Origin of the sequence: Methanoregula sp., assembly GCF_023227875.1 — an archaeon.
Taxonomy (GTDB): domain Archaea; phylum Halobacteriota; class Methanomicrobia; order Methanomicrobiales; family Methanospirillaceae; genus Methanoregula.
In genome coordinates, this window is the sequence record NZ_JALOCH010000008.1 from 69522 (window position 1) to 92536 (window position 23015).

Annotated in this window: 27 protein-coding genes and 1 tRNA gene; 17 read left to right on the plus strand and 11 right to left on the minus strand. The window is 54.7% G+C overall.

What is annotated here, in order from left to right:
* Positions 1-8 precede the first annotated feature (8 nt).
* From dapA to M0R30_RS09855, 7 genes are all read left to right on the plus strand, one after another.
* Complete coding sequence (dapA, locus tag M0R30_RS09825; RefSeq protein WP_292546352.1) at positions 9-995, plus strand: 4-hydroxy-tetrahydrodipicolinate synthase; 987 nt, start codon at positions 9-11, stop codon at positions 993-995.
* 7 nt (positions 996-1002) lie between these two features.
* Positions 1003-1767, plus strand: coding sequence for a 4-hydroxy-tetrahydrodipicolinate reductase (gene dapB, locus M0R30_RS09830; RefSeq protein WP_292546354.1), 765 nt, complete (start codon positions 1003-1005; stop codon positions 1765-1767).
* A gap of 112 nt (positions 1768-1879) precedes the next feature.
* On the plus strand, positions 1880-2053 hold the full coding sequence (locus M0R30_RS09835) for a 4Fe-4S binding protein (protein ID WP_292546356.1): 174 nt from the start codon (positions 1880-1882) through the stop codon (positions 2051-2053).
* 6 nt (positions 2054-2059) lie between these two features.
* Positions 2060-2233, plus strand: a complete 174-nt coding sequence (locus M0R30_RS09840; RefSeq protein WP_292546358.1) for a 4Fe-4S binding protein — start codon at positions 2060-2062, stop codon at positions 2231-2233.
* A gap of 249 nt (positions 2234-2482) precedes the next feature.
* Positions 2483-3505, plus strand: coding sequence for an aspartate-semialdehyde dehydrogenase (gene asd / locus M0R30_RS09845; protein WP_292546359.1), 1023 nt, complete (start codon positions 2483-2485; stop codon positions 3503-3505).
* Positions 3506-3520: 15 nt separating this feature from the next.
* Entirely contained in the window at positions 3521-3799 is a 279-nt protein-coding gene (gene albA, locus M0R30_RS09850) for a DNA-binding protein Alba (RefSeq protein ID WP_292546361.1), read from the plus strand.
* Between the two features lie 100 nt (positions 3800-3899).
* Entirely contained in the window at positions 3900-4382 is a 483-nt protein-coding gene (locus M0R30_RS09855; RefSeq protein ID WP_292546363.1) for a hypothetical protein, read from the plus strand.
* Between the two features lie 293 nt (positions 4383-4675).
* Here M0R30_RS09855 and M0R30_RS09860 read toward each other — a convergent pair whose 3' ends face one another.
* The 5 genes from M0R30_RS09860 to M0R30_RS09880 all read right to left on the minus strand — a co-directional run bounded on the left by M0R30_RS09860 (position 4676) and on the right by M0R30_RS09880 (position 9023).
* Entirely contained in the window at positions 4676-5809 is a 1134-nt protein-coding gene (locus tag M0R30_RS09860; RefSeq protein ID WP_292546365.1) for a DUF373 family protein, read from the minus strand.
* A gap of 71 nt (positions 5810-5880) precedes the next feature.
* The gene (locus M0R30_RS09865) at positions 5881-6741 is read right to left on the minus strand and encodes a phosphoserine phosphatase (protein ID WP_292546366.1); all 861 of its coding nucleotides are present in this window, start codon (positions 6739-6741) and stop codon (positions 5881-5883) included.
* Between the two features lie 494 nt (positions 6742-7235).
* Positions 7236-7487, minus strand: a complete 252-nt coding sequence (locus M0R30_RS09870; protein ID WP_292546368.1) for a hypothetical protein — start codon at positions 7485-7487, stop codon at positions 7236-7238.
* 176 nt (positions 7488-7663) lie between these two features.
* Positions 7664-8830, minus strand: coding sequence for a cell division protein FtsZ (gene ftsZ, locus M0R30_RS09875; protein ID WP_292546369.1), 1167 nt, complete (start codon positions 8828-8830; stop codon positions 7664-7666).
* A 13-nt stretch (positions 8831-8843) separates the two neighbouring features.
* A complete protein-coding gene (locus M0R30_RS09880) occupies positions 8844-9023 on the minus strand; it encodes a type II toxin-antitoxin system ParD family antitoxin (protein ID WP_015285751.1) in 180 nt (59 codons plus the stop codon).
* 196 nt (positions 9024-9219) lie between these two features.
* On the opposite strand from M0R30_RS09880, the gene M0R30_RS09885 reads away from it, so the two are divergent.
* The 3 genes from M0R30_RS09885 to M0R30_RS09895 all read left to right on the plus strand — a co-directional run bounded on the left by M0R30_RS09885 (position 9220) and on the right by M0R30_RS09895 (position 12184).
* A complete protein-coding gene (locus tag M0R30_RS09885; protein WP_292546370.1) occupies positions 9220-10227 on the plus strand; it encodes a histidinol-phosphate transaminase in 1008 nt (335 codons plus the stop codon).
* Entirely contained in the window at positions 10215-10811 is a 597-nt protein-coding gene (locus M0R30_RS09890; RefSeq protein ID WP_292546371.1) for an NTP transferase domain-containing protein, read from the plus strand. Before M0R30_RS09885 ends, M0R30_RS09890 begins: the two co-directional genes overlap by 13 nt.
* Positions 10812-10945: 134 nt before the next feature.
* Positions 10946-12184, plus strand: coding sequence for a TIGR00300 family protein (locus M0R30_RS09895; RefSeq protein ID WP_292546372.1), 1239 nt, complete (start codon positions 10946-10948; stop codon positions 12182-12184).
* Between the two features lie 14 nt (positions 12185-12198).
* Here M0R30_RS09895 and M0R30_RS09900 read toward each other — a convergent pair whose 3' ends face one another.
* Positions 12199-13185, minus strand: coding sequence for an archaeosine biosynthesis radical SAM protein RaSEA (locus M0R30_RS09900; protein WP_292546374.1), 987 nt, complete (start codon positions 13183-13185; stop codon positions 12199-12201).
* 28 nt (positions 13186-13213) lie between these two features.
* Between M0R30_RS09900 and M0R30_RS09905 the strand changes: the two genes are divergently transcribed.
* The 5 genes from M0R30_RS09905 (at position 13214) to hypE (ending at position 16216) form a co-directional block, all read left to right on the plus strand.
* Positions 13214-14311 (plus strand): hypothetical protein, encoded by a 1098-nt coding sequence (locus M0R30_RS09905; RefSeq protein WP_292546375.1) that lies wholly within the window; start codon positions 13214-13216, stop codon positions 14309-14311.
* Between the two features lie 102 nt (positions 14312-14413).
* A tRNA-Ser gene (locus M0R30_RS09910) sits at positions 14414-14498 on the plus strand.
* A gap of 158 nt (positions 14499-14656) precedes the next feature.
* A complete protein-coding gene (locus M0R30_RS09915) occupies positions 14657-14881 on the plus strand; it encodes a HypC/HybG/HupF family hydrogenase formation chaperone (RefSeq protein ID WP_292546377.1) in 225 nt (74 codons plus the stop codon).
* Positions 14881-15219 carry a hydrogenase maturation nickel metallochaperone HypA gene (locus M0R30_RS09920; protein ID WP_292546379.1) on the plus strand — a complete coding sequence of 113 codons (339 nt, stop codon included), beginning with the start codon at positions 14881-14883 and terminating at the stop codon, positions 15217-15219. The genes M0R30_RS09915 and M0R30_RS09920 overlap by 1 nt, the downstream gene beginning before the upstream one ends.
* Position 15220: 1 nt before the next feature.
* Positions 15221-16216: a hydrogenase expression/formation protein HypE gene (hypE, locus tag M0R30_RS09925; protein ID WP_292546481.1), complete on the plus strand. Its 996-nt coding sequence runs from the start codon at positions 15221-15223 to the stop codon at positions 16214-16216.
* 59 nt (positions 16217-16275) lie between these two features.
* Here hypE and M0R30_RS09930 read toward each other — a convergent pair whose 3' ends face one another.
* From M0R30_RS09930 to M0R30_RS09950, 5 genes are all read right to left on the minus strand, one after another.
* Positions 16276-17640: an ATP-binding protein gene (locus M0R30_RS09930; RefSeq protein ID WP_292546381.1), complete on the minus strand. Its 1365-nt coding sequence runs from the start codon at positions 17638-17640 to the stop codon at positions 16276-16278.
* Positions 17641-17739: 99 nt separating this feature from the next.
* The gene (locus M0R30_RS09935) at positions 17740-18306 is read right to left on the minus strand and encodes a DUF447 domain-containing protein (RefSeq protein WP_292546383.1); all 567 of its coding nucleotides are present in this window, start codon (positions 18304-18306) and stop codon (positions 17740-17742) included.
* A complete protein-coding gene (locus M0R30_RS09940) occupies positions 18294-19100 on the minus strand; it encodes a triphosphoribosyl-dephospho-CoA synthase (RefSeq protein ID WP_292546384.1) in 807 nt (268 codons plus the stop codon). Before M0R30_RS09940 ends, M0R30_RS09935 begins: the two co-directional genes overlap by 13 nt.
* On the minus strand, positions 19087-20226 hold the full coding sequence (locus M0R30_RS09945; protein WP_292546483.1) for a methanogenesis marker 9 domain-containing protein: 1140 nt from the start codon (positions 20224-20226) through the stop codon (positions 19087-19089). Before M0R30_RS09945 ends, M0R30_RS09940 begins: the two co-directional genes overlap by 14 nt.
* A gap of 452 nt (positions 20227-20678) precedes the next feature.
* Complete coding sequence (locus M0R30_RS09950) at positions 20679-21131, minus strand: Holliday junction resolvase (protein WP_292546386.1); 453 nt, start codon at positions 21129-21131, stop codon at positions 20679-20681.
* A 245-nt stretch (positions 21132-21376) separates the two neighbouring features.
* Here M0R30_RS09950 and cfbA point away from each other — a divergent pair, with 245 nt between their 5' ends.
* Together cfbA and cfbE are read left to right on the plus strand one after the other, a co-directional pair.
* Positions 21377-21778, plus strand: a complete 402-nt coding sequence (gene cfbA / locus M0R30_RS09955) for a sirohydrochlorin nickelochelatase (protein ID WP_292546388.1) — start codon at positions 21377-21379, stop codon at positions 21776-21778.
* An 8-nt stretch (positions 21779-21786) separates the two neighbouring features.
* Positions 21787-23007 (plus strand): coenzyme F430 synthase, encoded by a 1221-nt coding sequence (gene cfbE, locus M0R30_RS09960; protein WP_292546390.1) that lies wholly within the window; start codon positions 21787-21789, stop codon positions 23005-23007.
* Positions 23008-23015: the final 8 nt, after the last annotated feature.

The following is a 23015-nucleotide window of genomic DNA, read 5'->3' on the forward strand; positions in this document are numbered from 1 at the left end:
TCCTATTTATGTTCGAAGGTGTCCTTCCGGCAATAATAACCCCTTTTAAAAGAAACCCTGCAATGGGCCTGGACATCCCGGGTCTTGAGCAAAACATCGGATTTCTTATGTCCCGTGGCATCCACGGGATTGTACCCTGCGGTTCGACTGGCGAGTCTGCAACGCTCACGTTCGAGGAACATGAGAAGGTCATTACGGTCACGGTCGACAAGGTCAATGGCAAAATCCCCGTGCTTGCCGGCACGGGTTCCAACAACACTGCCGAGGCAGTGCGCTTGACGAAGGCGGCAAAGGACATCGGTGCGGACGGCGTGCTCGCCATCAGTCCGTACTATAACAAGCCGAACCGGTCCGGCCTCATCAAGCACTACACGAAGCTTGCGGATCTCGATATCCCGGTGATCATGTACAATGTCCCGGGACGGACCGGCCAGAACCTTGAGCCCGATCTTGTTGCAGAACTCGCACAGCACCCCAACATTGTCGGGGTCAAAGAAGCGAGCGGCAACATCGGCCAGATCTCCCGGATTATCGAAGAGACGCAGGACGAAGACTTCCTGGTCATCTCCGGGGACGATAATATCACCCTCCCGATCCTTGCACTCGGGGGGGCGGGCGTCATCTCCGTTGCGGCGAACGTGGACCCGGCGCGGATGGTCGCGATGTACGAGGCGATGAAACACGGGGATTACCAGAAGGCGCTCGTGCTCCACTACGCACTGTCGCCACTTCTCCGCTCCATGTTCATCGATACGAACCCAATCCCGGTCAAGAAAGCAGTGGAACTGATCGGTCTCGCAGGAGGACCGGTCCGGCTCCCGCTCGATGAACTGGATGCAAAGAAGACCGAACAACTCAAGAAGATCCTCCAAACGATCCCGAAAGGTGCAGTGAAGGCGGCACCCAAAAAGGCACCGGTTAAAAAGGTTGTGAAGAAACCAGCCACCAGAAAAGCCGTACCGAAGAAAACCACAACCCGGCGCACGCTCAGGTGATCCGATCATGATCAAGGTGGTTATCTGCGGAGCCTCGGGAAGAATGGGGCAGACCCTCGGGCGGATGGTGCACGATGCACCGGACATGGAGCTTGTGGGCGGGATCAATCTCAGGACCAGCTCCTTTTTCGGTGCCGATATCGTGGAATCAAAAGATGCCGATGCCCTGTTAAAGAAGACAAAGGCGGATGTTGTCATCGATTTTACAATAGCGAGCGCGGCTGTCGGGAACGTCCAGATGGCGGCGAGGAACAACTGCGCCCTCATTGTCGGCACCACGGGTATCTCCTCCGAACAGCGGGCCGAGATGGAGAAAGCGATAACCGGCCATGTCCCGGCAGTCATATCCACCAACTTTTCGATCGGGGTTGCCATCTTCCAGCAGCTTGTTAGGGAATCGGCACGGCTCTTAAAAGACTATGATATCGAAGTGATCGAGGCGCACCACCGTAACAAGAAGGATGCACCGAGCGGGACGGCAAAGACGATCCTCCAGATCATCGAAGAGGAGGCCGGTGCCCGAATGAAGCAATACGGGCGCGAGGGTATGACCGAGCGTCAGGACGAGATCGGCGTGCACGTAATCCGTGGCGGGGATATCGTGGGCGATCACAAGGTGATGTACTCAAAGAACTTCGAGACGATCGAGCTCTCTCACCGGGCCTACGACCGCTCGGTCTTTGCCAGCGGAGCTCTCGTTGCAGCCCGCTGGGTTGTCGGGAAGAAGCCCGGTATCTACGGCATGAGCGATGTGCTCGGCCTGAAAAAGTAATTCTCCTCTTTTTTTAAGGTTTTTTCTGGTTTCTTTCCGCCTGATTTTTGTATGTAAGAATAGTAACCCTTTTTTTACCCATAAAAGAAACATATAGAACGGAGTGAACGAGTTGGCAGCAATCGTTGACAAAGATAAATGTACCGGCTGTGAAACCTGCGTGAGCGAATGTCCCGCATCCGCAATCGCCATTGATAGTGAGAAAGCAAAAGTGGACAAAGACATGTGTGTGGATTGCCAGACCTGTGTCGACGTCTGCCCATCCGAAGCCATCAGCATGGAGTAAAGGGTCATGGTTGCTGTTGTCGATGAGAAGAAATGTACCGGCTGTGAAACCTGCGTCAGCGAATGCCCCGCATCGGCAATTGCCATGGAGAACGAGAAGGCAAAGGTCGACAAGGACATGTGTGTCGACTGCCAGACCTGTGTCGACGTCTGCCCGTCCGAAGCGATTCATATGGAATAAACCGGTTACCACCGGCCCTGTTTTTTATCATTTAAGCGTGATCCTGCACCATGCCGGGGAATCCGATCCGTTCCCGGTGATCCGGATCTACTGGTGCAACAAGAGCCTGTGTGCCTGCACCACCGGTCGTTCCGGGCCTGAAATAATTATAAAAAACAATGTTTTTATCATCCTAAGTGAAATGGGATTTTGCAACCCGCCAATATTCTAAAAGAACGGGGAAAACAAACATACACAGGACCTGTCATCATGATCAATGTTGGAGTGCTCGGTGCTACGGGCGCGGTTGGTCAGCGATTTGTTGAACTTCTAGCGGATCATCCCTGGTTCAAACTCACGACGCTTGCCGCTTCCGATCGCAGTGCGGGAAAACCCTATGGAAAAGTTGTAAAATGGCGGCTTGATACGCCATTTCCGGAGAATATCGGGAAGATCAAGGTCGTTTCGATATCCCCGGGTGCAATGAAGAATGTCGATCTTGTCTTTTCTGCCCTGCCGGCAGACATTGCGTCTTCGGTTGAGACAAAATTTGCCGATGCCGGTTTTGGGGTCTGCAGCAATGCAAGCTCCCACCGGATGGAGCCAACGATCCCGCTCGTGGTGCCGGAAGTCAACCCGGAACACCTGGGCCTCATCGATGTCCAGCGGGAGAAAGGACGTGACGGGTTCATCGTAACGAACCCCAACTGCTCCACCATCATGATGGTGACGGCCCTTGCCCCGCTGAAGCAGTTTAAGTTCACGGATATCAGGGTGGCGACCATGCAGGCGATCTCCGGTGCGGGATTCGAGGGTGTCGCGGCAATGGCGATCTACGATAACGTGATCCCCTATATCGGCCAGGAAGAGGAGAAGATGGAAACGGAAGCGCTCAAGATCATGGGCACGCTGAAGGGCAAAAAGATCCAGAACGCCCCCTTCAAAGTCAGCGCCAGCTGCCACCGCGTCCCGGTAATCGACGGGCACACGATGGCGATCTGGGCGGACATCCGGCAGCCGCTTGACAAGATCCGTAAGGCATTCCGCGATTACAAGCCCCCCATCAGGGGACTCCCTACCCAGCCGGCTGAATCGGTCCACTTCTTTGAGGAGGACCAGCCGGACCGCCCGCAGCCACGGCTCGACCGTATGCGGGGCAGGGGCATGACCGTCTCGGTCGGACGGCTCCGCGAAGGTGTGCGGTTCGTGGCCATGGGACACAACACGATCCGGGGCGCCGCCGGTGCCAGTGTACTGAACGCAGAGCTGATCACGAAGAAGAAGTATCTTTAAAACAGGGGGAAACCTATGCAGCCAAGAGAGAACACAGTATTCGTTGGAAACAAGCCCGTCATGAACTACGTGCTTGCCGTGGTGACCCAGTTTAACAATGGTGCCACCGAGGTGGCGATCAAGGCCAGGGGTAAGGCGATCTCACGGGCGGTCGATACTTCAGAGATCGCACTGAACCGTTTCCTTGAAGGGGTCACAAAAAAAGAGATCCTGACCTCCACGGAAATTATCGACACGGATTCCGGCAAGACCAACGTATCTTCGATCGAAATTATCCTTACCAATAACAAATAATGTTTTTTCCATACCGCCCATTCCCCGCTGATCGAAGAGACCCGGGACCGGTTATTCCAACCCAAAACCATTTAAGCCGACTTCACGAAATTATTATGCTATGCGAGCCCGTGCGGTCGCCCTGATATTACTCCTATCCATATGCATCGCGGCTCCCGTATTCGCGGCAGAGGAGGAACGGTACGGGTATCTCAAGATATCCGACATTGATGTCCAGCTCGATAACGGCACGGCCCTCATCCATGTCAACTATACCGTTGATGAGGGAACGCAATTCATCTTCTTCTTATTCGGCAAACAGGATCTCAAGAACAAGCTGCTGAAGATCCTGAATTACGAAGATGCCCGTATAACGCAAATCGACCTTTCGAGTGCTGAATTTTCCGTTGACCAGGCATCGGTCTCGTACGGTGACGGGATTTACTGGTATCCCGCTCACGACTTCAATGTTGTTATCCCGAATCTCACGGTCAAATCTCCCCAGGTAACACGGAATTTCAGCATGGTACGGCAGTTCCCCGAGGGGATCGGTTATTTCGCCCATGATGAAAACGTCCCACCGGACAGTCCTCCACAACAGTAAGTATCCATGTCAATTATCGGTCAGGTAATTTCCCGATCTTTTTTTTGTTTTTCTCCAATGGCGGTACTTTTTCTGAAGTAAACGACAACCCGTCTGAAACCTGTTTCATTAGTGGCCGTTCATGATGTTTTACAGACAGGTATTCATTCATATTTCCAATTCGTTGATCTCCACATCAGGGCGAGAACCCGAACCCGACAATAGATCAGGTAATTACTCAAATAATACAACTGAATCAATGGCAGAACCGGGAACAGAATAAAAAGAAAATAGTAACTACAAGAGAGATCAGGTCAGATGACCTCAATGATCTCCTGTTTCTGCTGCCCGACAATCTTCTGGTTGACGTAATACTGGATTGCCACGCCGACAACTGCCGAGATGATCCCGCTGATGGTGGACCACAGGATGTATTGAGAGATGGTTTCAGACGAGAGGGGAAAATCCGGTACTCCCTGGATCGAGATGGTGTAGATACTGGCCGCATAGAGAATAAGACCGATTGCCGTGACAAAGAACGGGAACACGATCACCTTGCCCAGGTTTTCGCGTTCGTTCTGGTACACATCAATGATAACCCCCACGGAAAGCACAAGACCGGCAAAGATGAGCCACTCAAATGCCCCATAGATGAATGTCATGAGGTACGTGACAAGCCCAAGGCTGCTGTCAGCGGAATAATAGATCAGGACATTCTGGAACCCGATGGTTAACCCGATGATGAGGAGGAGGATCGTGGTCGTATAGGTGACAAACGAAAAACGCCCCCGTGACAGGGAAACCCTGAGGGCAGCGGTAACCCCGTGGACAAGTTCGTCAAACCCGAATCCCTTGTAGAGCAGGAAACACCCGATAACACCGATAACGACAATGGTCGCCCATTCTGGTTTGTCGAGCAGGTATGCGATGGCATACAGCAGCATGGCGAGGCCGATCGGGATGAAGACCATACGGGAGATCTTCGGGTCATCGAATAATTTTTTCAGGATATAGTAGGTGCCTTCCAGGTTGGGCATCTGGTTAACGATCACCCGCTTGATACTGGAGACCGGGATCCTGGACTGGATGATCGGGATCACATACTCGTCCTCGGCCCCGTCCGTCACTAGGACACAGTTCGTTACCCCGGTCTCTTCAACAACCTTTGCGAGTGACGTGGCAATCCTGCGATCTCCCTCAATCATATGCAGGTGATTGCCGGCAATAACTGCGATGGCGACATCCTCGCCGTTTGCGGTCAGTTCGTCAAATATCTTGACCGCGGAAAAGATCGCGTTGACATCAGAATCCTCGGGGTCGGTGAGTGCCAGTGTATTTGCCGCCTCAAGACATGCCGCACGGCCAATGCACGGGCTGTCAATTTTTGCCTTCCAGCCGATGTCATCGTCACGGTCGACACTCAGGACCAGTGTCCGCCCCTGTGTCATTATATCTATAAAAACGCCGTAAATCTATTAAATTATTCCTGACACAGAGTAAAAAGAGATTAAATAAAAAATCAGAGGAGTTTTGACCGCTGGAGGAGCAGGAGATCGTCGGTGGTGAGTTTCTCACCAGCACGGAAGTTCTTAAAAAGGGTCTCAGCCTCTTTCCGGACAGCTTTCTGTTCCTTGGTGACCTTGACTTTCTTGGTCTTCTTGCGCAGGCCTGATATGACCTTATCGTAATCGCGGAGCTCCTTCTGGCAGGCAATAAAGAACTTGTGTTCTGCATCCGCAGATTCCTGTGCCTCGACAAAACTCTTGTGGCTCGCATCTGCGGCTTCACGGGACTTGTCAGCCTTGCGGTAGGACTCGACCATGAGGTCGTGGTGCTTCTGCGCCAGCTCGGCGACTTCCGTCACCTTTGCGTGGAGGTCTGATGCGGCCTTCCGAAAATCGCGGGCTTCGGTGATCTTGGTGCGCATCTCCTTGTTCTGTTCGAGCTCGGCTTCCTGTTCCCGCACCTGGCCCTTCATCTGCTTGATCTTCTCGATCAGCTCGCGTTCCTTGTCGGTGGTGAAGACCTCGGTCTGCTGGCGGTACTCCATGTACTCGATCTGCTTCTGGAGTTCCTTGACACCGCGGTTCTTCTGCGTGCCGTGCTCTTTCTTGAACGATTCAATGTCTTCAAAAAGGACATTGGCCTTGTCGTTCATCTCGTTGCGCTGGGCCTTTATATCCAGGACTTCCTGGTTGTATTTGTCCCTGAGATCCTTGTTCTTCTGCGCCTCTTCGACAAACTCGCGGGTCTGGTTGTTTAAGGTATTACGCTCGCGGGCGAACTTGCTTGCATTCGCATTCAGTTCGTTGCGGCGGTTTTTGTGTTCTTCAGACTCGGCAAGGGTTTTTTTTCTCTTTTCCATCAGGTCATTCAACATGCGTTACCAACTCCTCATCAGATTCTCCATTCACAGGAGGTGCACACTCTTTCGTATGAGGTTTTTGCGAGCACAAGATCCGTATGATTACGGCGTTCTGGTCCACCCGGATAATAACTCTGCATACAGGATGCAGGACGAAAAACACCAGAAAAGGATAACAGCGCAGAATTCAGGCAAGACCTCGGATCGAAGTCTTTGTTCAACACTCTGTTCATGATGTTCAGCTCCCGATACCGGGGCGGGATCGTCCACAGGATCTCACCCCCATCCTCCCAGCGAAGGATTAATTCGAATGTACTATATTTTAAAGGAGTGGAGGATTATTAAGTGTTTCGCCGGTTACCGGCAGCGAACATACCCAACGTGCCGGACAGGGGGACCAGCAGGAAAATAATTTTATAAAATGGCGTAGGTTGCCGGGGGAATGCCTTTCCCCCCACAAGAAGAGACTATCATGATGACACCCTGCCGGAGTCATCGTCGTATTTGCATCAGTCCTGCGAGATCCTGCCAACCGGAAGATGGCCGTTCATGATGAATGCTGCCCGCTGTTCCTTTGTCATCACCGGAACAACGCCCGACTTCAGCTTCACGACATGCTCATGAAGCGCTTCACGCAGTACCGAACGGACCGGTATTCCCCGTGACTGGAGAAAATCCAGATCGCTCTTAAAGAGCTTGGCACTCTGCAAATTCACTTCCCTTACCGGTGTATCCTCTGTAACAAACCTTCGGGATGCCATATGAAACTCCTGTTCCTGCCACAAGACTTCGGGTCGTAAGGGTATTTGTATTCCCGGCCCCGGAGCCATTCTATGAGAATTTTTTCAAAAAGGGTGTTGGTCGTTGGGATGGACCAACAGTTCCTGGATTTCTGGTTTTGGAATTTTGTGATTGGTTCTATGGTGCGTGGTGTTGCTTAACCGACCCATTCAAGGACGCCGCCGCCACTTGGCTGGTCCCTGCCGCTCCTGCGCTGTACGGGCATCTCGACTGCCTTGGGGTTGGAGCGCTTGCACTCGATATCCTGAACCATGGTCTTGTAGGACTGGCGTGTCCCGAGGATCTGTGCGCTCTTGACGCCGGTCATGATGGCGAGTACCCGGATCTTTCCTTCCATGTCGCTCCTGACGCGGGCGCCCCAGATGACATCTGCGTGGGGGTCGAGCTCGTACGTGAGCGAGGTTGCGACTTCTTCTGCATCCTGCAGGGTGAGGTCAGTTCCACCGGTGATGTGGATCAGGCTGCCGGTTGCGCCGCGGTAGTCGATGTCGAGCATCGGGTTGGACAGGCACTCGCGGACAACGCTCTCTGCCTTGTTCTGTTGCTTGCTCTCACCGACGAGCATGACAGCGACGCCACCCTTGGACATGATGGCACGGACATCTGCGTAGTCGATGTTGATAAGTGACGGTTCGGTAATGGTCTCGGAGATGCCCTTGACGGTCTCACCAATGAGCTGGTCCATGACGGAGAATGCCTGGCCGAGCGGGAGGTTCGGGACGAAGTTCTTCAGCCGGTTGTTGTCGAGGACGATCACGGAGTCTGCTGCTGCTGCAAATGCCTCAAGACCCTCTTCTGCACGGATCAGGCGTGCCTTCTCAACCTGGAACGGGTAGCTGACCATTCCGACAACGATTGCGCCCTGTTCCTTTGCGATCTGTGCTACAACGGGTGCGGAGCCGGTACCGGTACCTCCTCCCATACCTGCCGTGATGAAGACAAGGTCTGCCGATTCAAGAATTGCCTCGAGTGTCGGGCGCGCCATCTCAGCTGCGCGTTTCCCGACATCAGGGTAGCCACCGGCACCGAGACCTTTGGTCAGGGACTTCCCGATGAGGATGCGCTTGTCGGCCTGGATCATGTCCAGGTGCTGCTTGTCCGTGTTGATCGCAATGGTCTCTGCACCGGAAACACCCATGTGGTGGATACGGTTGACCGTGTTGTTCCCTGCGCCTCCGCAACCGATGATGACAATTCTTGGCTGGCCAACAAAATCATCTTCCATTGCGCTTGCGTTGCCGGACTGTTTTACCTCTTTTTCAAGTTCGGCGTTTTTTAGTGCGTCGTTAATAATACTCTGCATGTCTTCTACCCTCTCAAACCTTGAATGAAACCTGGTCACTTTCCTTAAGGACACGACTTGCTCGTTTTTCAACAAGTTCACGGACCGCGGCCCTGACCGCTTCTGATACATTGGGGTACTCCCCAGAGTCGACCATCTGCTGGAGCAGATTGATCTGCTGTTCGGGTAACCGGAGCGTGATCCTTTGCATCATTGTATCTCACATTTCTGACATATGTCTGGCTTTTGTCGTCCATATGTCAGACAAAGAGAACCCTTGTGTCTGACTTAACCAGATGATTCAAAATAAAGCACCTATCTATATATACTTTTTTCTTTGCTCTGCGCAACGGCTTCACAACGCATTTAAGACAGATAATCCAAGTATTTTAGAAATAGAGCGGATTTTTATGGTTGTTGACTTTCCTAAACGGGTCGTGCATGGGGGGACGGGAAAGCGGCAACAGGAAAAAACCAGCAAAAAGGTGCTGGATTTCAGCGCGAGCGTGAATCCCTCCCCGCCACGGTTCACATGGGAACTGGATCCTGATCGTCTTGCGGCATATCCGGATGACACGTACAGCGAGCTCAAAGACCGGATAGGCAATGTTTTCCACCGCGACCCTTCAGAGATCTGTGTTGGCAATGGCTCGATCGAACTGATCAGGGTCTTCTGTTCCGTGCTGTTCCGGCATTCATCGAATAACAGGTCCTTCTCCCTGGAGCCCCCGACATTTGGTGAATATGCGTTGTCAGCCAGCCTTGCGGGAGCAACCCAGGCACGCGATCCATCCGCTGCTGCGGTCACCTTCTTCTGCAATCCCAATAACCCGACTGGACTGTTAACACCGAAGACAGAGGTCCTCAGACACCTTCATGCAGCCACAGAACACGGGGGAATGCTCTTCTGTGACGAGGCATTCATCGAACTTGCGGATCCCGGCGAGAGCGTTGCTGACGTCATCGATCCCTCCCTTTTTGTATTACGGTCGCTCACCAAATCGTTCTCCGTGCCGGGGATCAGGTTCGGGTACGGCTTTGGCGATCCGGCGTTCATAGAAAAGATCGAGACTGCCCGTTCACCCTGGTGCGTGAATGCGTATGCCGAGGCCTATGCAATGGAGGCACTCCTGCACATGGACGATCTTGCCGTATCACGGGACGTCATTGAGAAGGAACGTACCCTGCTGGCCTCAGGATTGCAGGCCCTGGGCATGCGCTGCACCCCGTCCCAGGTAAATTACATCCTCGCGGATTACGGTAAGAACGTTGCAGGCCTTTGTGAAATGCTGGCCCAAAAGGGAATTCTTGTCCGTGATTGTACATCATTCGGGCTGCCTACGTCTATCCGCGTCGCCGTAAGGACACGGGATGAAAACCGGATACTAATTGAGGCACTGGCCGCATGCGTGCTCTGATCATGGCCGGCGGGGCCGGGAGCCGGCTCAACCTCGGGGAAAAGCCACTCATCCTGATCAACGGACAACCGATGATCGCCTACGTGATCAAAGCGTTCCAGCTGGCGGGGTGCGAACCGGTAGTTGCCGTGTCCCAAAAGACACCCATGACCGCGAACTGGTGCCGGGCCCGGGATATTCCTGTCTGCAGGACAGAGGGCAGCGGTTTTGTGGAAGATATGGTCCATGCAATCCGGGCACTGGATGAGGAAAGACCACTCTTCATCTCCGTTTCCGATATACCGTGTATCACCGGGGACACAATCAAATCCATTGCAGGGGCTTATGATACCGCGGGAAGAGATGCCCTGTCAACGTGGGTCCCGGCCAGCCGGGTTCATTCCTGTCATGGCGGTATGCCGTACCGCGAGCAGATCAATGGTATCGAGGCATGTCCTGCCGGGATCAACATACTTCGCGGGGACCGTGCTGGTAAAGTCCAGGATGAATTCCCCCTTCTTCTGGATGAGCCATGCCTTGCCCTGAATGTGAACACACGCGCAGACCTTGATGACGTAGAAACGTACCTGAAGAATATAAAATAACGAAAATTACTCTTCCGGAGATTGTTCGCAATCTGATTACATCCCAATTTGCGGCAATCCACTCAAAATACGGATAATCCTGCCATATTTTTCAGGAATGCATATTAAGGATCATCGCCCAAGATCACAGTATTATGGTGGAATCGCAGGAGATCGAGCTGCGGGGCCATATCATTGACTCCGGTATCATGACGCAGCTCTTTGACCGGGTCATGGACATGGGAGGAAATTTCGAGATCCTTGTCTTTGATATTGGCAAGGAAAAGACCGACCCGAGTTACGCACGTCTCCGCATCACCGCATCCAGCAGGAAAAACCTGCAATCCATCCTGTCCGAAGTGCACCGGCTCGGCGCCCGCCCGCTCGAGGTGAAGGATGTCCACCTGGTCGCAGCCGATGCAGACCGGGTCGCCCCCAGGGGGTTCTACACGACAAGCAACCACCCGACCAATATAAAATATGCTGGCGAATGGATCCCGGTCGGAGCAATCGAGATGGATTTTCTCATCGTTGTAGACCCGGAAAATAAGACTGCACGATCCGTGGCCCTCGGGAAAATCCGGAAAGGAGACCTTGTCGTGGTCGGCGAACAGGGCGTGAGCGTCCAGTATCCCGAGCGCCCCCGCGAGCAGAGCACGTTTGAATTCATGCACGGGACGGTCTCATCAGAACGGCCCAGCGAGACCCTGATCGCAAAGATTGCAAAAGAGATCCTCGATATCCGGAAAAAAGGCGGTAAGATCGCCGTTGTTGGCGGCCCCGCGATCATCCATACCGGCGCGGGTAAGGCACTTGCCGGCATGATCCATAACGGGTATGTCAATGTCCTTTTTGCCGGCAATGCCCTGGCAACGCACGATATCGAATACAACCTGTACGGGACTTCCCTTGGCATGGACATCTCCACCGGCAACCCCGTGATGGGGGGCCACAAGCACCACATCTATGCGATCAGCGAGATCATGCGGGCCGGATCGATAAAAAAAGCGGTAGACACCGGGGTCATCAAGGGCGGGATCATGTATGAGTGCGTGAAGAATGACATCCCGTTTGTCCTCGCGGGATCGATCCGCGATGACGGCCCCCTGCCGGACGTGATACAGGACAGCATGGTTGCACAGGACGCGATGCGGAAACATATCGAGGGGTGCAGTATGGTGCTGATGATCGCAACCCTCCTCCACTCCATTGCGGTCGGCAACTGTCTCCCCTCCAGCGTCAAGACGGTCTGCGTGGATATCAATCCTGCACACCTGACAAAACTGATGGACCGCGGGACGACCCAGGCAATCAGCATCGTCTCGGATGCCGGCACCTTCCTCCCCCTGCTCGCACGCCAGCTCGAAATCCAGAGCGGGCAAGCCAGAAAATAATTATTTCTCTTTTATTATCGTGTCAGCGGCATGCAGTACGGCTTTTCCCGGGCAAGGACATATTCCCACTCTGCCCTGCAACCGCATTCCGTTTCCAGCAATGCACCGATAAGATCGCGATCGCCGTTGAGCGAATAGTCGCGGATCCCGCTGACAAGCTCGTAATCGCACGTGCCGCAGTTGTGCGGGCCGCGTTTCTGGCCGCCGCCAAGCGGGTCGCAGGTCATGTGGACGGGTGAATTCTTCAGGAGCGTGAGAACCGTCCAGAGATAGGGTGGCCGGTATGCACCCCGTTTCCAGTAGAATTCCAGTTCCGTATTCCGCTGGACCGTGCAGGGATTCATGGAGATCATCTCTGCATGGGGGACCACGTCCTGTACCGTGGTCTCCATGTCCTTTGCCGCTTCCCGCTCCGTTAAGAAGAGCGGCTTTAAGAGGAGATATGCCTTCACGCCGGCGCCAGCGGCGTGGGCGGTTTTTGCTGCTATAGTGAAATCAGAAAAACTGAACCCCTTGTTGATGCATTTTTCCCGGATCGTATCGCTGCTCGTCTCAAGGCCGATGGCACAGTACAGGGGAGTCTTCCAGGTCCCGTCGTCGATACCCTCGATGAATCCCCTGAATGTATCTTCCTGCACGAACTCCGGCCGGGTCTCTGCGATGACGAGCTTGCCGCGGAATGCCCCGGCAACATCGGCAAGAAACGCCGGGGGGACTTCGGCAGGGTCAAAAAAACTCCCTGAGGTGAAGATCTTCACCATACGGTATTCTTCGGATTTATTCTCCCGGGCAACCCAGGCCAGCTGGGCACGGAGATGGGAGAGGAGTGCATCGCAGCTCTGTTCGCCATAACGCTCGTGCCGGTAACTGCACATCCGGCACTTTGACCAGCTGCAGCCACCGCTTTTGAAGATAATGGTGAGGCAATCGAGCAGTTCGTTGCCGTACCGCTCTTTTCCCCGCCAGCAGGCAAGCGGTTTTTCAGGTAATTCAGAAATCATTAACATCCTATTAGTTGATCTGATATAGATGAAAAAGATCGTCCTGTTATTGATAGGACTTCTCTTTCTGTCGGGCACGGTTTCGGCGTATAAGGTATATATTGACGCGCCGGATTCCCTTGCTGTCGGAAAACCCCTTGTCGTGACCGGTTCAACTACAATCGGCGTCGGGACTACCATCGATGTCGTGCTGTATCACCAGATGACGACAACGTCCCAGATAAAACGGTTGCCGGTGACCGTCCAGTCCGACAAAACATTCAAGGCGATTTTTGATACCACCGGCCTGAAACCGGGCATGTATAAGGTCGAGGTCCCCTCACCGGGCAGCGGAGATTCCATTTCCATGCGACTCGTTACCCTGTATGACCGGTCTGAAGAGATCACGATGACCTACCCGCTCACCCAGAGTTTTACCGGGAAGATCTATATTGCCGGGGAGATCAAGGGACTCGAGGATTCCGGCATCCAGATCGAAGTGATCGACCCCTATGGCCTCGTGGTATTCGGCCCGCAGTACATCAATACCGATAATAACGCACATTTTGCTGCTGAAATACCGATCGATTTGCCCGGCACCTACGAGGTCAGTTTCATTGATTCAAAAGGGTACATCGGGTCACGGACAATTACAACCCTCACCGAGGGGGGAACTGCCCCGGCATATACCCCGATAACAACCGGTACAGGAAACCTTGTTGTGCTCTCTGCACAATCGCGTTCGTCACGCGATTCACCGGCATATTTTATCGTCAGCACCGGCACCGGGCCGGTCACGCTGTATACGTCGAAATCCCTTGACTGGGTGATCGAGTACATCGACGATCTCGGTGTCCTTCACATGGTGAACGACCGGGGGGAACAGACCGCGGAAAAGGTATTATTCCAGGGCAACGGAAAGACCATCTACGTCAAAGTTTATCCCTATATGTATGCGGTCGCCGACAATGTGATCCTGTATGGCGAGAATGTCAATTCCGTTGAGATAAGCCCGACCGTGCCTGCCCCCTTTGAGGCCGCAGGATCCGGAGAGACAACTCCCCGGGCGGCACCGGTAATTCCGGTAATCCCGGTCCTCGCGGCGGGACTGGCAGCGGTACTCCTCGCCCTGAAAAAAGCGGACTAAAAACTCTCACCGGCATTCACTCCCCACCGGATCAGAATTGCCCCGCGATCCATTCGATATAAGAAGCCTTTTTTATATCCCGAAACCAACATATGGAGCACTGCCGGGGTAGTCTAGTCCGGGAAGGCGGTAGCCTTGAAAGCTACTGGTGCCCTGCACCTCAAGAGTTCAAATCTCTTCCCCGGCGTTTTGCACATTTTGTCAGGTAACGTTCCTGCACCGTTTCAGGTATTTTTTAGATGAGTTTCTCCTCCGCTGACCTGCAGGTCACGGCGGTATCGATATCATCGTTTTTATGTGGTTGGAACGCCCATATGAGCTGTCAGATACAAGAGTGGATCATCAATGTGTGTTGCAGTTCCCGCGGAAGTCATTGAAATAAAAGAGGGAAACATCGGTCTCGTGGACTATGGCGATCTCCGGCAGGAAGTCCGGCTCGATCTCGTTGACGTAAAGGTCGGCGAGTTCGTGCTCGTTCATGTCGGGTTTGCCATCCAGCGGCTTTCCCGCGAAGAGGGACTGGAGACACGTGAAATTTTCAAACAGGTCTACGCGGCACTGGAGAACTGATGCACGAGTATTCGATCGCGTATGACCTGTATGCAACTGCACGTACGGCAGCGCACGAACACAAGGCAACAAAAGTAAAAAAGATCAATGTCGACATCGGCAAGATGGCGATGGTGAACCCGGAACAGGTCGTGTACCTGTTCGATACGATCAAGGAAGACGATCCCCTTTTTTTGCAGGCAGTGCTGGAATGCCACGAAGTCCAGCCGGAGACACGATGTCCCTGCGGATATTCAGGCAGCGAGATCTATGTCTGCCCGAAGTGCGGGGCGCTGCCGGAACTGGTGAAGGGCAGGGAGATCGTTGTCACAAACGTAGAAATCGAGGTGGATGACTGACATGAAAGTCAACATGATGCACGGTGCCGGCGGCGAAGTGATGGGCGAACTACTCCAGACGCTCACAAAATTTACGCACAATAATGCCGGAGGGATCGGACTTGAGGCCATGGACGACGGGGCCGTCATCCCGTTCGGGGGAGAAAATCTTGTCTTCACCACCGATTCCCATGTTGTCCGCCCCATCTTTTTCCCGGGCGGCGACATCGGCCGGATCTCGGTCTGCGGGACTGTCAACGACCTTGCCATGATGGGGGGCCGCCCAATCGCGCTCTCCTGCGGCATGATCCTTGAGGAAGGCTTCGAAACCACCGACTTGGAACGGATCGTTGCCTCCATGGACGAAGCGCTCGGGGAGGCAGGAGCGAGCATTGTCACGGGGGACACCAAGGTCGTGGAACGCGGTGCACTCGATGGTATCGCGATCAATACCGCAGGGATCGGCATTGCAAAGACGATAGTCCGGGACAACGGGCTTGTCCCCGGCGATGTGATCATCGTCTCGGGAACGCTGGGCGATCACGGCCTTGCGATCATGGCCCACCGCGAAGGGTTCGACCTGGGAGAACAGATCCTCTCGGACGTGGCCCCGCTCTCGAACATGATGGAGAAGGTACTTGAGGCAGGCACCATCCACGCGATGAAAGACCCGACCCGCGGCGGGTTTGCAAGCGCCATCAACGAGATGGCACGGAAGGGCGGCGTCTGTGTGCGTATCAGGGAAGAACAGGTCCCCATAAGGAAGAGCGTGAAGAGCGCTGCCGCAATGCTCGGCATCGACCCGCTCGAAGTGGCAAACGAAGGAAAAGTGGTCATGGGCATCCCGGCAGCGGATACCGAGGAAATCCTTGCAGCCCTCCGGTCCCACAAGTACGGGAAAGATGCAACCATTATCGGTACCGTGTCCAAAGGGGCGCACGTGATCATGGAAACTGTAATCGGTGGCGAACGCTTTATCGAACCCCCGATGGGCGACCCGGTCCCCCGGGTCTGCTGATTGTTTCAGACGTTTCAAATTTTCCGGGTGAGATCTTCTTCCGGTTTTTTCAAGGAGAGTCAGGTCTTTTTGGGTTCCGGTTCACTATGCTCGGAAACAGAGCGGAAATGTTCCCGGGGGATGCCGATGACAAACCGGGCTCCCTGGCCGGGCGTCCCGGTCTCACGAATCGTAAGATTCGTTATTGCCAGGATCTCCCGCGAGAGGAAGAGGCCAAAGCCGGTATTCTTGTAATATTCCCGCCGGAAGATCTTCTCTTTCTCGGCCTCCGGGATACCGACCCCGTTATCTTCGATGATGATGTCAAGACTGTCCGCCCGTTCAACGGTTCTGAGGGAGACCTCCGTCACATGTTCCCCGTGACGGATAGAATTCTCGATCAGGTTATAGAACACCTTCTCAAGCAGGGGGTCGGCATAGATCTCGTAGGGTGGGATATTTGCACGGATAAAGATTGCACGGGAATCGATGCTCGCCGTTGCAAGGGCAACGGTCTCGGCTACATTATGCCAGTGGGGTGAGTATACCCCGATGTTCTGGTAATCACGGGTAAAGAGGATCTGGTTCCGGATCGCATTTGCTGCCGTTTCCTCTTTTACCAGGTATTTCATCAGGTTGGGATCCTTCGTGTCCTGTTTTGAGATCTCGAGAAAGCCGAGGAGGGCTGTCAGCTGGTTGAGGATATCATGTCGCGTGACGTTGTTGAGCAGGTTCAGTTTCTTGTTCGCCTGCGTCAGGGCTTCCTGTGCCAGCTTGTTGTCCGTGATATCAACCACGGTACAGATGACACCGGGCTCACCGGTCTCTGCGGCCGAAACGAGCGCCCACCGCATGCTCCCGTCCCATGCCCGGAACCGGACCTCGATATCGCCGACTCTCCGCAGGTCCCGTACTTTGTTGATGAAGTTCTCCCGCTCCTCCCGGTCCGGGATGAGATCCGGCAGGGATTTTGTCATCAGATCATCGCATTCGTACCGGATCATGTGGGCAAATTTCCGGTTCGCGTCACGGATCCTGAAGCTCTGACGGTCATAACTGAAGACACCGGCCTGCGAGTTGTAGTATGCACCGCAGCTCTTCTCACCTTCCTTGCGATAGACCTGGGAATAGGTTGAGATGAGGACGCCCAGCGAGACAAAGATATAGAACCAGACCGTGGCAAGCGTGTAGGTCTTGATATCCGGTATCCCGATGAGAACGACGAGGAGAAGGTACAGCCAGCCGACAGCAACGGTACCGTATATGCTCAGGTTCGGGCGGGCAAACGCGATCAGGATAAGCGGGATGAGATAAAAGTACGGGAAGACATCATAAATACCCCGGCTTAAACTGGCATAGGTGATGACAACAGCGGCGAGGATGCTTGCGATGATACAGACATCGAAGAGCATCTGCCTTTTCCGGGTCATCGGCCGCATTGTCATGGTTTCTGTATGAAATCCTCCCGGGGTTAGTGGATTATGCAGAAGTAGGGATCCAAGATATTTAATGATTGTCCGACTGCAAAATAAGCAAAAAACGGCTTATTCGGGTTTTTTTGCAATAAATCCCATTAAAAGTTCGAGTGCGGCAAGTTCCCGTTTGCCCCCGCATTTCCGGATGATGCCGGCATGGTAATCGATCAGTTCCTTTAATTTTTTGTCACGGGTCCTCTGGTACCGGGTTGCATGCACGGTTGCATCGATGATATTGCCAAAGCCCCGGTTGACCGGACGGATGACCGCTTCTTCGATGATCTCCTTTTTCAGCGTGAGGGAAACCACGAGCGCGTCCGTTGTTGTGCGCTCGATCGTTGCGGTGAATGCAGCCCACGCATCTGCCCCGGCCAGGCGCTGCATGGTGATGCCACCTACCGGTTCGTTGACGAACATTTCATGGGGGAGGTCCCCGAATGCAGTCTTCACGTACAGGACCGGGTCATGGATGATGTTTGCAACAAGCCACCCGTCCTTCCGGATGTTTTCTGCCGTATGGCTCCCGGCAAAGAGCACCATCGTCATCTTTCCGTCCCGGAGATGGATGCCCATCGGTGCCGCATTGAACGACGTGGTCGCAATAATTTCGTTGATCCCGCCTTTCAGGAGTCCCATGACCATCCTTCCCCGAGGGCAATAAAGATGGACGCAATGAGGATATCGGCAGTTGATCCCGGGTTGATATCCCTCCGGATGCACTCCGCATCGAGGTCCTCTGCCGACCTCCTGCCCTCCAGCACGTCCCGGGCCGCCATCATCGTCTCCCGTGCAACATCGCCGCCGTGCTTTTTGACGATGAGCGTGTCCGGCTCGGTTGCAAGGAGTGTCAGGAACGTCCGGACAACAGCATCCCTGCCCGGCCCGATCTCCCTGAGCAGGTCGGCACCCCGCCGGGTCAGGTGAAAGCCCGTCACCCATTCGCGGGCAACCATGTCGTTTTTCGCGGAGTGCTCCATCACATCCAGGAGGGACATGTCGCGCTCGCGGATGAGCGTGAGCGTGTGGGGGTCATTGACGTCGAGCTCGTCCGTTGCGTGCATCTTCACGGACGTCATCGCGAAGGCCTTGTAAAACGCAACGGCATCGGATGAATCGGTCTTTGCAACTGCCGCGAGGGCCCCCGCGATATCCTTCCCGTAGAGCAGCGGGATGAGCAGGATGAATGCGCCGAAGTGCGTGTTCCCCCCGTCATGGCAGTTGGTATCGCGGACCGCGTGCTTGATGATCTCGCCAATCCTCCCCTGCCCCCGCTCTGCCTCTTCAAACGCCGGCCGGGCAAAGATGGTGGACGCAAGAAAGTGCTCCAGCCGCGTCTCCGGGTAATCATGGCAGCGGTCCACGTTTCCCGGTTTGGGGTAGGCCGAGACCTCGAGCATCATGGCGAGCTGCGCACGTTCAACTGCGTTCATCCGGAGACACGTCATGGAATATACGCCCCATTATGGTATCAGAGAGATCGCGTTTCTGCCGCATATACTCTTTCCTTGAGAGGCCCGCCTGCTTTAAGGTCATGTCCCGGAACATGCAGGGAGACGAGGTCTTGCAGCACCAGGCAAGGCTGCCAAAACAGGTCTGGCTCCCGGTATCAAGAGGGGTCCCCTTCACCCCATTCAGTTTCATCTGGATGTATTCATCGCGGGGCAGGTCGATTCTCGACAGCATCGGGATGAGCGGGCATTCCTTCACCGGCATACAGCAGAAGGTAAGCGCCCGTATATCACCACCGCGGCAGAGCTGCTTGGGGGAATTATACCACCCCTCTTCGTCCGCATACCGCGTGATCGCGGCATCGAGCCCCGCAAGCGTCCTCTCATCGGACTGCCGGGCAAGCGAAACAATGTCCGCCCCGTGGGAGAGCATGTCCCGCATCCGGTCGAAATTGTTGATCGAGTTGTTGGCAATGATCATCAGCGGGCAGCTGTTCCGGATCTGCCGGAGTTTTGCCGTGCCGGAGTCCATGAGGTCCACGTGGAGGATGTCCGCACCTGCGTGCCAGAGGTTCTCTGCAAGGACCCGGTCATCGTCCGCAACACCGGACCGGATCTTCACCGAGACCGTGACGCCCTCCTCTTTCAGCGCCCGGACCTCGGCAAGGAGTTTCTCCGTGTGCCTCAGGTAGTATTCGCCAGCACCTGCTTCGACCATCGCCGGCTGGCGGCAGTGCGCATCGATCTCGTACACAACAGCTGTCCCGAGTGCCCGTGCAACCGCACGGAATGCCTCCGGCGAACTCCCGCGGAGGCTGACCCCGGGGATCACGCTGCTGTCCGCCATCTTCGCAACCTGCGCCTTCAGCTCGGCAACCGGGTCTTCGAAAATGAACTCCTTCCGGTCACCTTCTGATGCCACAGACCGGGCGGCCTCCATGGTCGGCCGGTCAATGGAATACCCCCCGATAAAACCAAGACCGATATGATCAGCCCGCTCAAGCAGGTAGGCCGCATCCACAATGCCGGCCATAGACGCAATCGCTACCGGCGTCCTGACCACACGGTCGTTGATGAGCAGCCCGAAGCGATCGAATGCATCCATCATAGATTCATATTCGTTGAGTATGCCGGATGAAATTACTTTGGGTTTGTCCGGGTTCATGCGCACGCTTCATCCCATGCGAACGAAGAGAGCATGGGATTTTATGAGGCGTTGCATGGACCCGGACCAGAGAAGACCCGTAGTGAAGCGAAGGGTCTTCGAATATATTGTTCGCATGTTATCATGCCCGCTGGCAGGTGAAGCGAACCACAGGATTATTTGATGAGGGGCTTGGACCCGGACTGGAGAATGCTGAGGGTCATCAGACCCGAAGCAGGAGAAGAACGAAGTTCTTCGAAGACCGCGAGCGAAGGGTCTTCGAATATATCGTTCGCATGTTATCATGCCCGCTGGCAGGCGAAGCGAACCACAGGATTATTTGATGAGTGGCATGGACCCGGACAGGAGCAGAATTGCAAAGTTATTCTTCGACCCGTTAAAGAGTCATGAGAGTCCTACATCTTCTCCAGCACGTACCCGCCTTTCGAGCGTGACAGCGCAACTCCCGCCCGGGCATCGTCAACCGTGATCCCCTTGTTCTCCTTAAAATGTGCGACAACGGTTGCCCACGGGATCAGAAACGCCTCGCTTGGTTTTCCCGGCCCCTGCCGGAACTCCACGGCAAGGTACCCGATCCGCCCGGTCTTTGCAAGGAAGTCCGAGATCGCGTCGACCTGGTGGACATTTTTCTTATCGGAATGGAAGTGCTGCGAGAAATAGAGTTTCCTGTCAATGATCGACTTGCATTCGATCGACAGGTAATACGAGGGGTTGAGCGAATCAACGAGCACGTCCACGTACTGGCTCGTGAATTTGTGCTGCTTGAGCCGGTACGCAAAGCCCTGGATATGGTGGGCAACAAAAAAACGGTTCAGGCAGTGGACGATCTCCCGCTCGAAATCACTCATTGGTTACCGGTGCGATGCCCGCAGAGAAAAAACCCGTTGGTACGGGTTAATAACATGAAATCAGGATCCCCCGGCAACGAGGTCCCCGCGGTCGCGATCAAAACAAGAAAGTTATTACGATTACAGGTATATTTTCATACTAAGTGTTTTCTCATGCTGGTTTTTCGGCATACGGGAAGTCGAACACAAATCAGGCGGATTTATTCAAAAAAACGCCTGAACACCATCACATCGGAGTTACATACATGAGCAAGAAGGGAATGTTACTCGTAGGGCACGGAAGCACGATGCCCTATAACCAGGAACTCGTTGAGAAGACTGCTGCCTTCATCAGGTCGAACAATGCCGATTTTATTGTCAAATGCGGTTTCATGAACATGAACAAGCCGACGATCAAGGAATCGATGGAGGCATTCAAAACCGAGCCGATCGATGCGCTGGTCGTCGTCCCCCTCTTCCTTGCAAAGGGTGTTCATATCGAGAAGGACATTCCCGGCGAGATCGGCCTGCCCGAAGGGACCAAGAAAGGCAATTTCGTGCTCAATGGCAAGACGATACCGCTCGTGTATGCCGACCCGATTGGCAGCGACCCCCTGCTCGCCGACCTCATGGTCAAGAAAGCGAATGCAGCGCTCTCCAACCTCTGACCTTTTTTATGCAGATCCTGGTGCTGGACACGATCCACGGCGGGAACGCAATCGGCGATGCTTTTCTGTCGCGTGGTGATAACGTCGATCTCGTGGACGTGTACCGCGGCGAGAGTCCGGTCACTGTTGAGACAGCCCTTTCCCGGCCCTATGACCTGATCGTTGCTCCCGTGCATCTCGATCCAGACTACCCGCTGCTGAAAGCGGCCCGGGTGCCGGTGATCACCCACCATGAAGCCGTGCGGCAGCTTGTTGGCAATAACGTACCTGAAGTGATGGTGGAGATCACGGGCGCACGGGGCAAGACGACGACCGCACACGCCCTCGCCTCGCTGATGCCGGGCAACGGGATCCTGCACACCTCCTCCGGCACCTTCCGGTTCCCGGAAAAAATTCTTATCTCCCGGTCCAGCATCACACCCGGCTCGGTGCTCGCATCAGTGAAACTCGCGCTGGAGATCAATGGATGGTTGATCGCCGAGGAGTCGCTCGGCATCACCGGTGCCGGATCGCTTGGGATCATCACGTCCGCTGATGACTACCGTTTCGCTGCGGGAAAAAAATCCGCAATCGAGGCCAAGACCGCATCCACAGGACACTGCCGGCGCCTCCTGCTTGCGGAAAAAATCCCGTCCGCCCGCACGGGGGGTGTCGTCCATATCGAAGATGTCGCATCATGCGAGGGAGCGGAATGCACCATCACACGGGAAGGTACCACCCGCCGGTTCACGAGCCCTCTCCTTGCGCTGCCGGCGTACCGCGACTCCCTGGTGCTTGCAGCCGCTGCAGCCGCGATGATGGGGATCGATCCCGCTCCGCTGGCATCATTCACCGCGCTCCCCGGTCGTATGTCGGCCCGGTATGATGGCGATGTGCTGGTTGTCGATAACGCGAACAGCGGGACGAACGCTGACACGACCATCGATGCGGCGCAGTACGCACGGAATGCATCCGGCAGGGACGAGATCACGCTGGTCATCGGCCAGCAGGAAGGCGACGGGGCGGTCTGCGAAGGATTCGCGTACGACCAGCAGCTCGCTGCGATCGAAGCGATCCGCCCGGTCCACCTGGTACGGGTCGGCCGGGTCCCGGACAACAGCACACCGGAAGAACCGCGTCATGTCCCGCAGACCACCGCCCGCGTGGAAACACTTCAAGAAGGTTATACCATGGCACGACAAAAAACAACACAGGGATCGGTTGTCCTTGCCGTCAAGACCTGGAGATGAGTGATCAG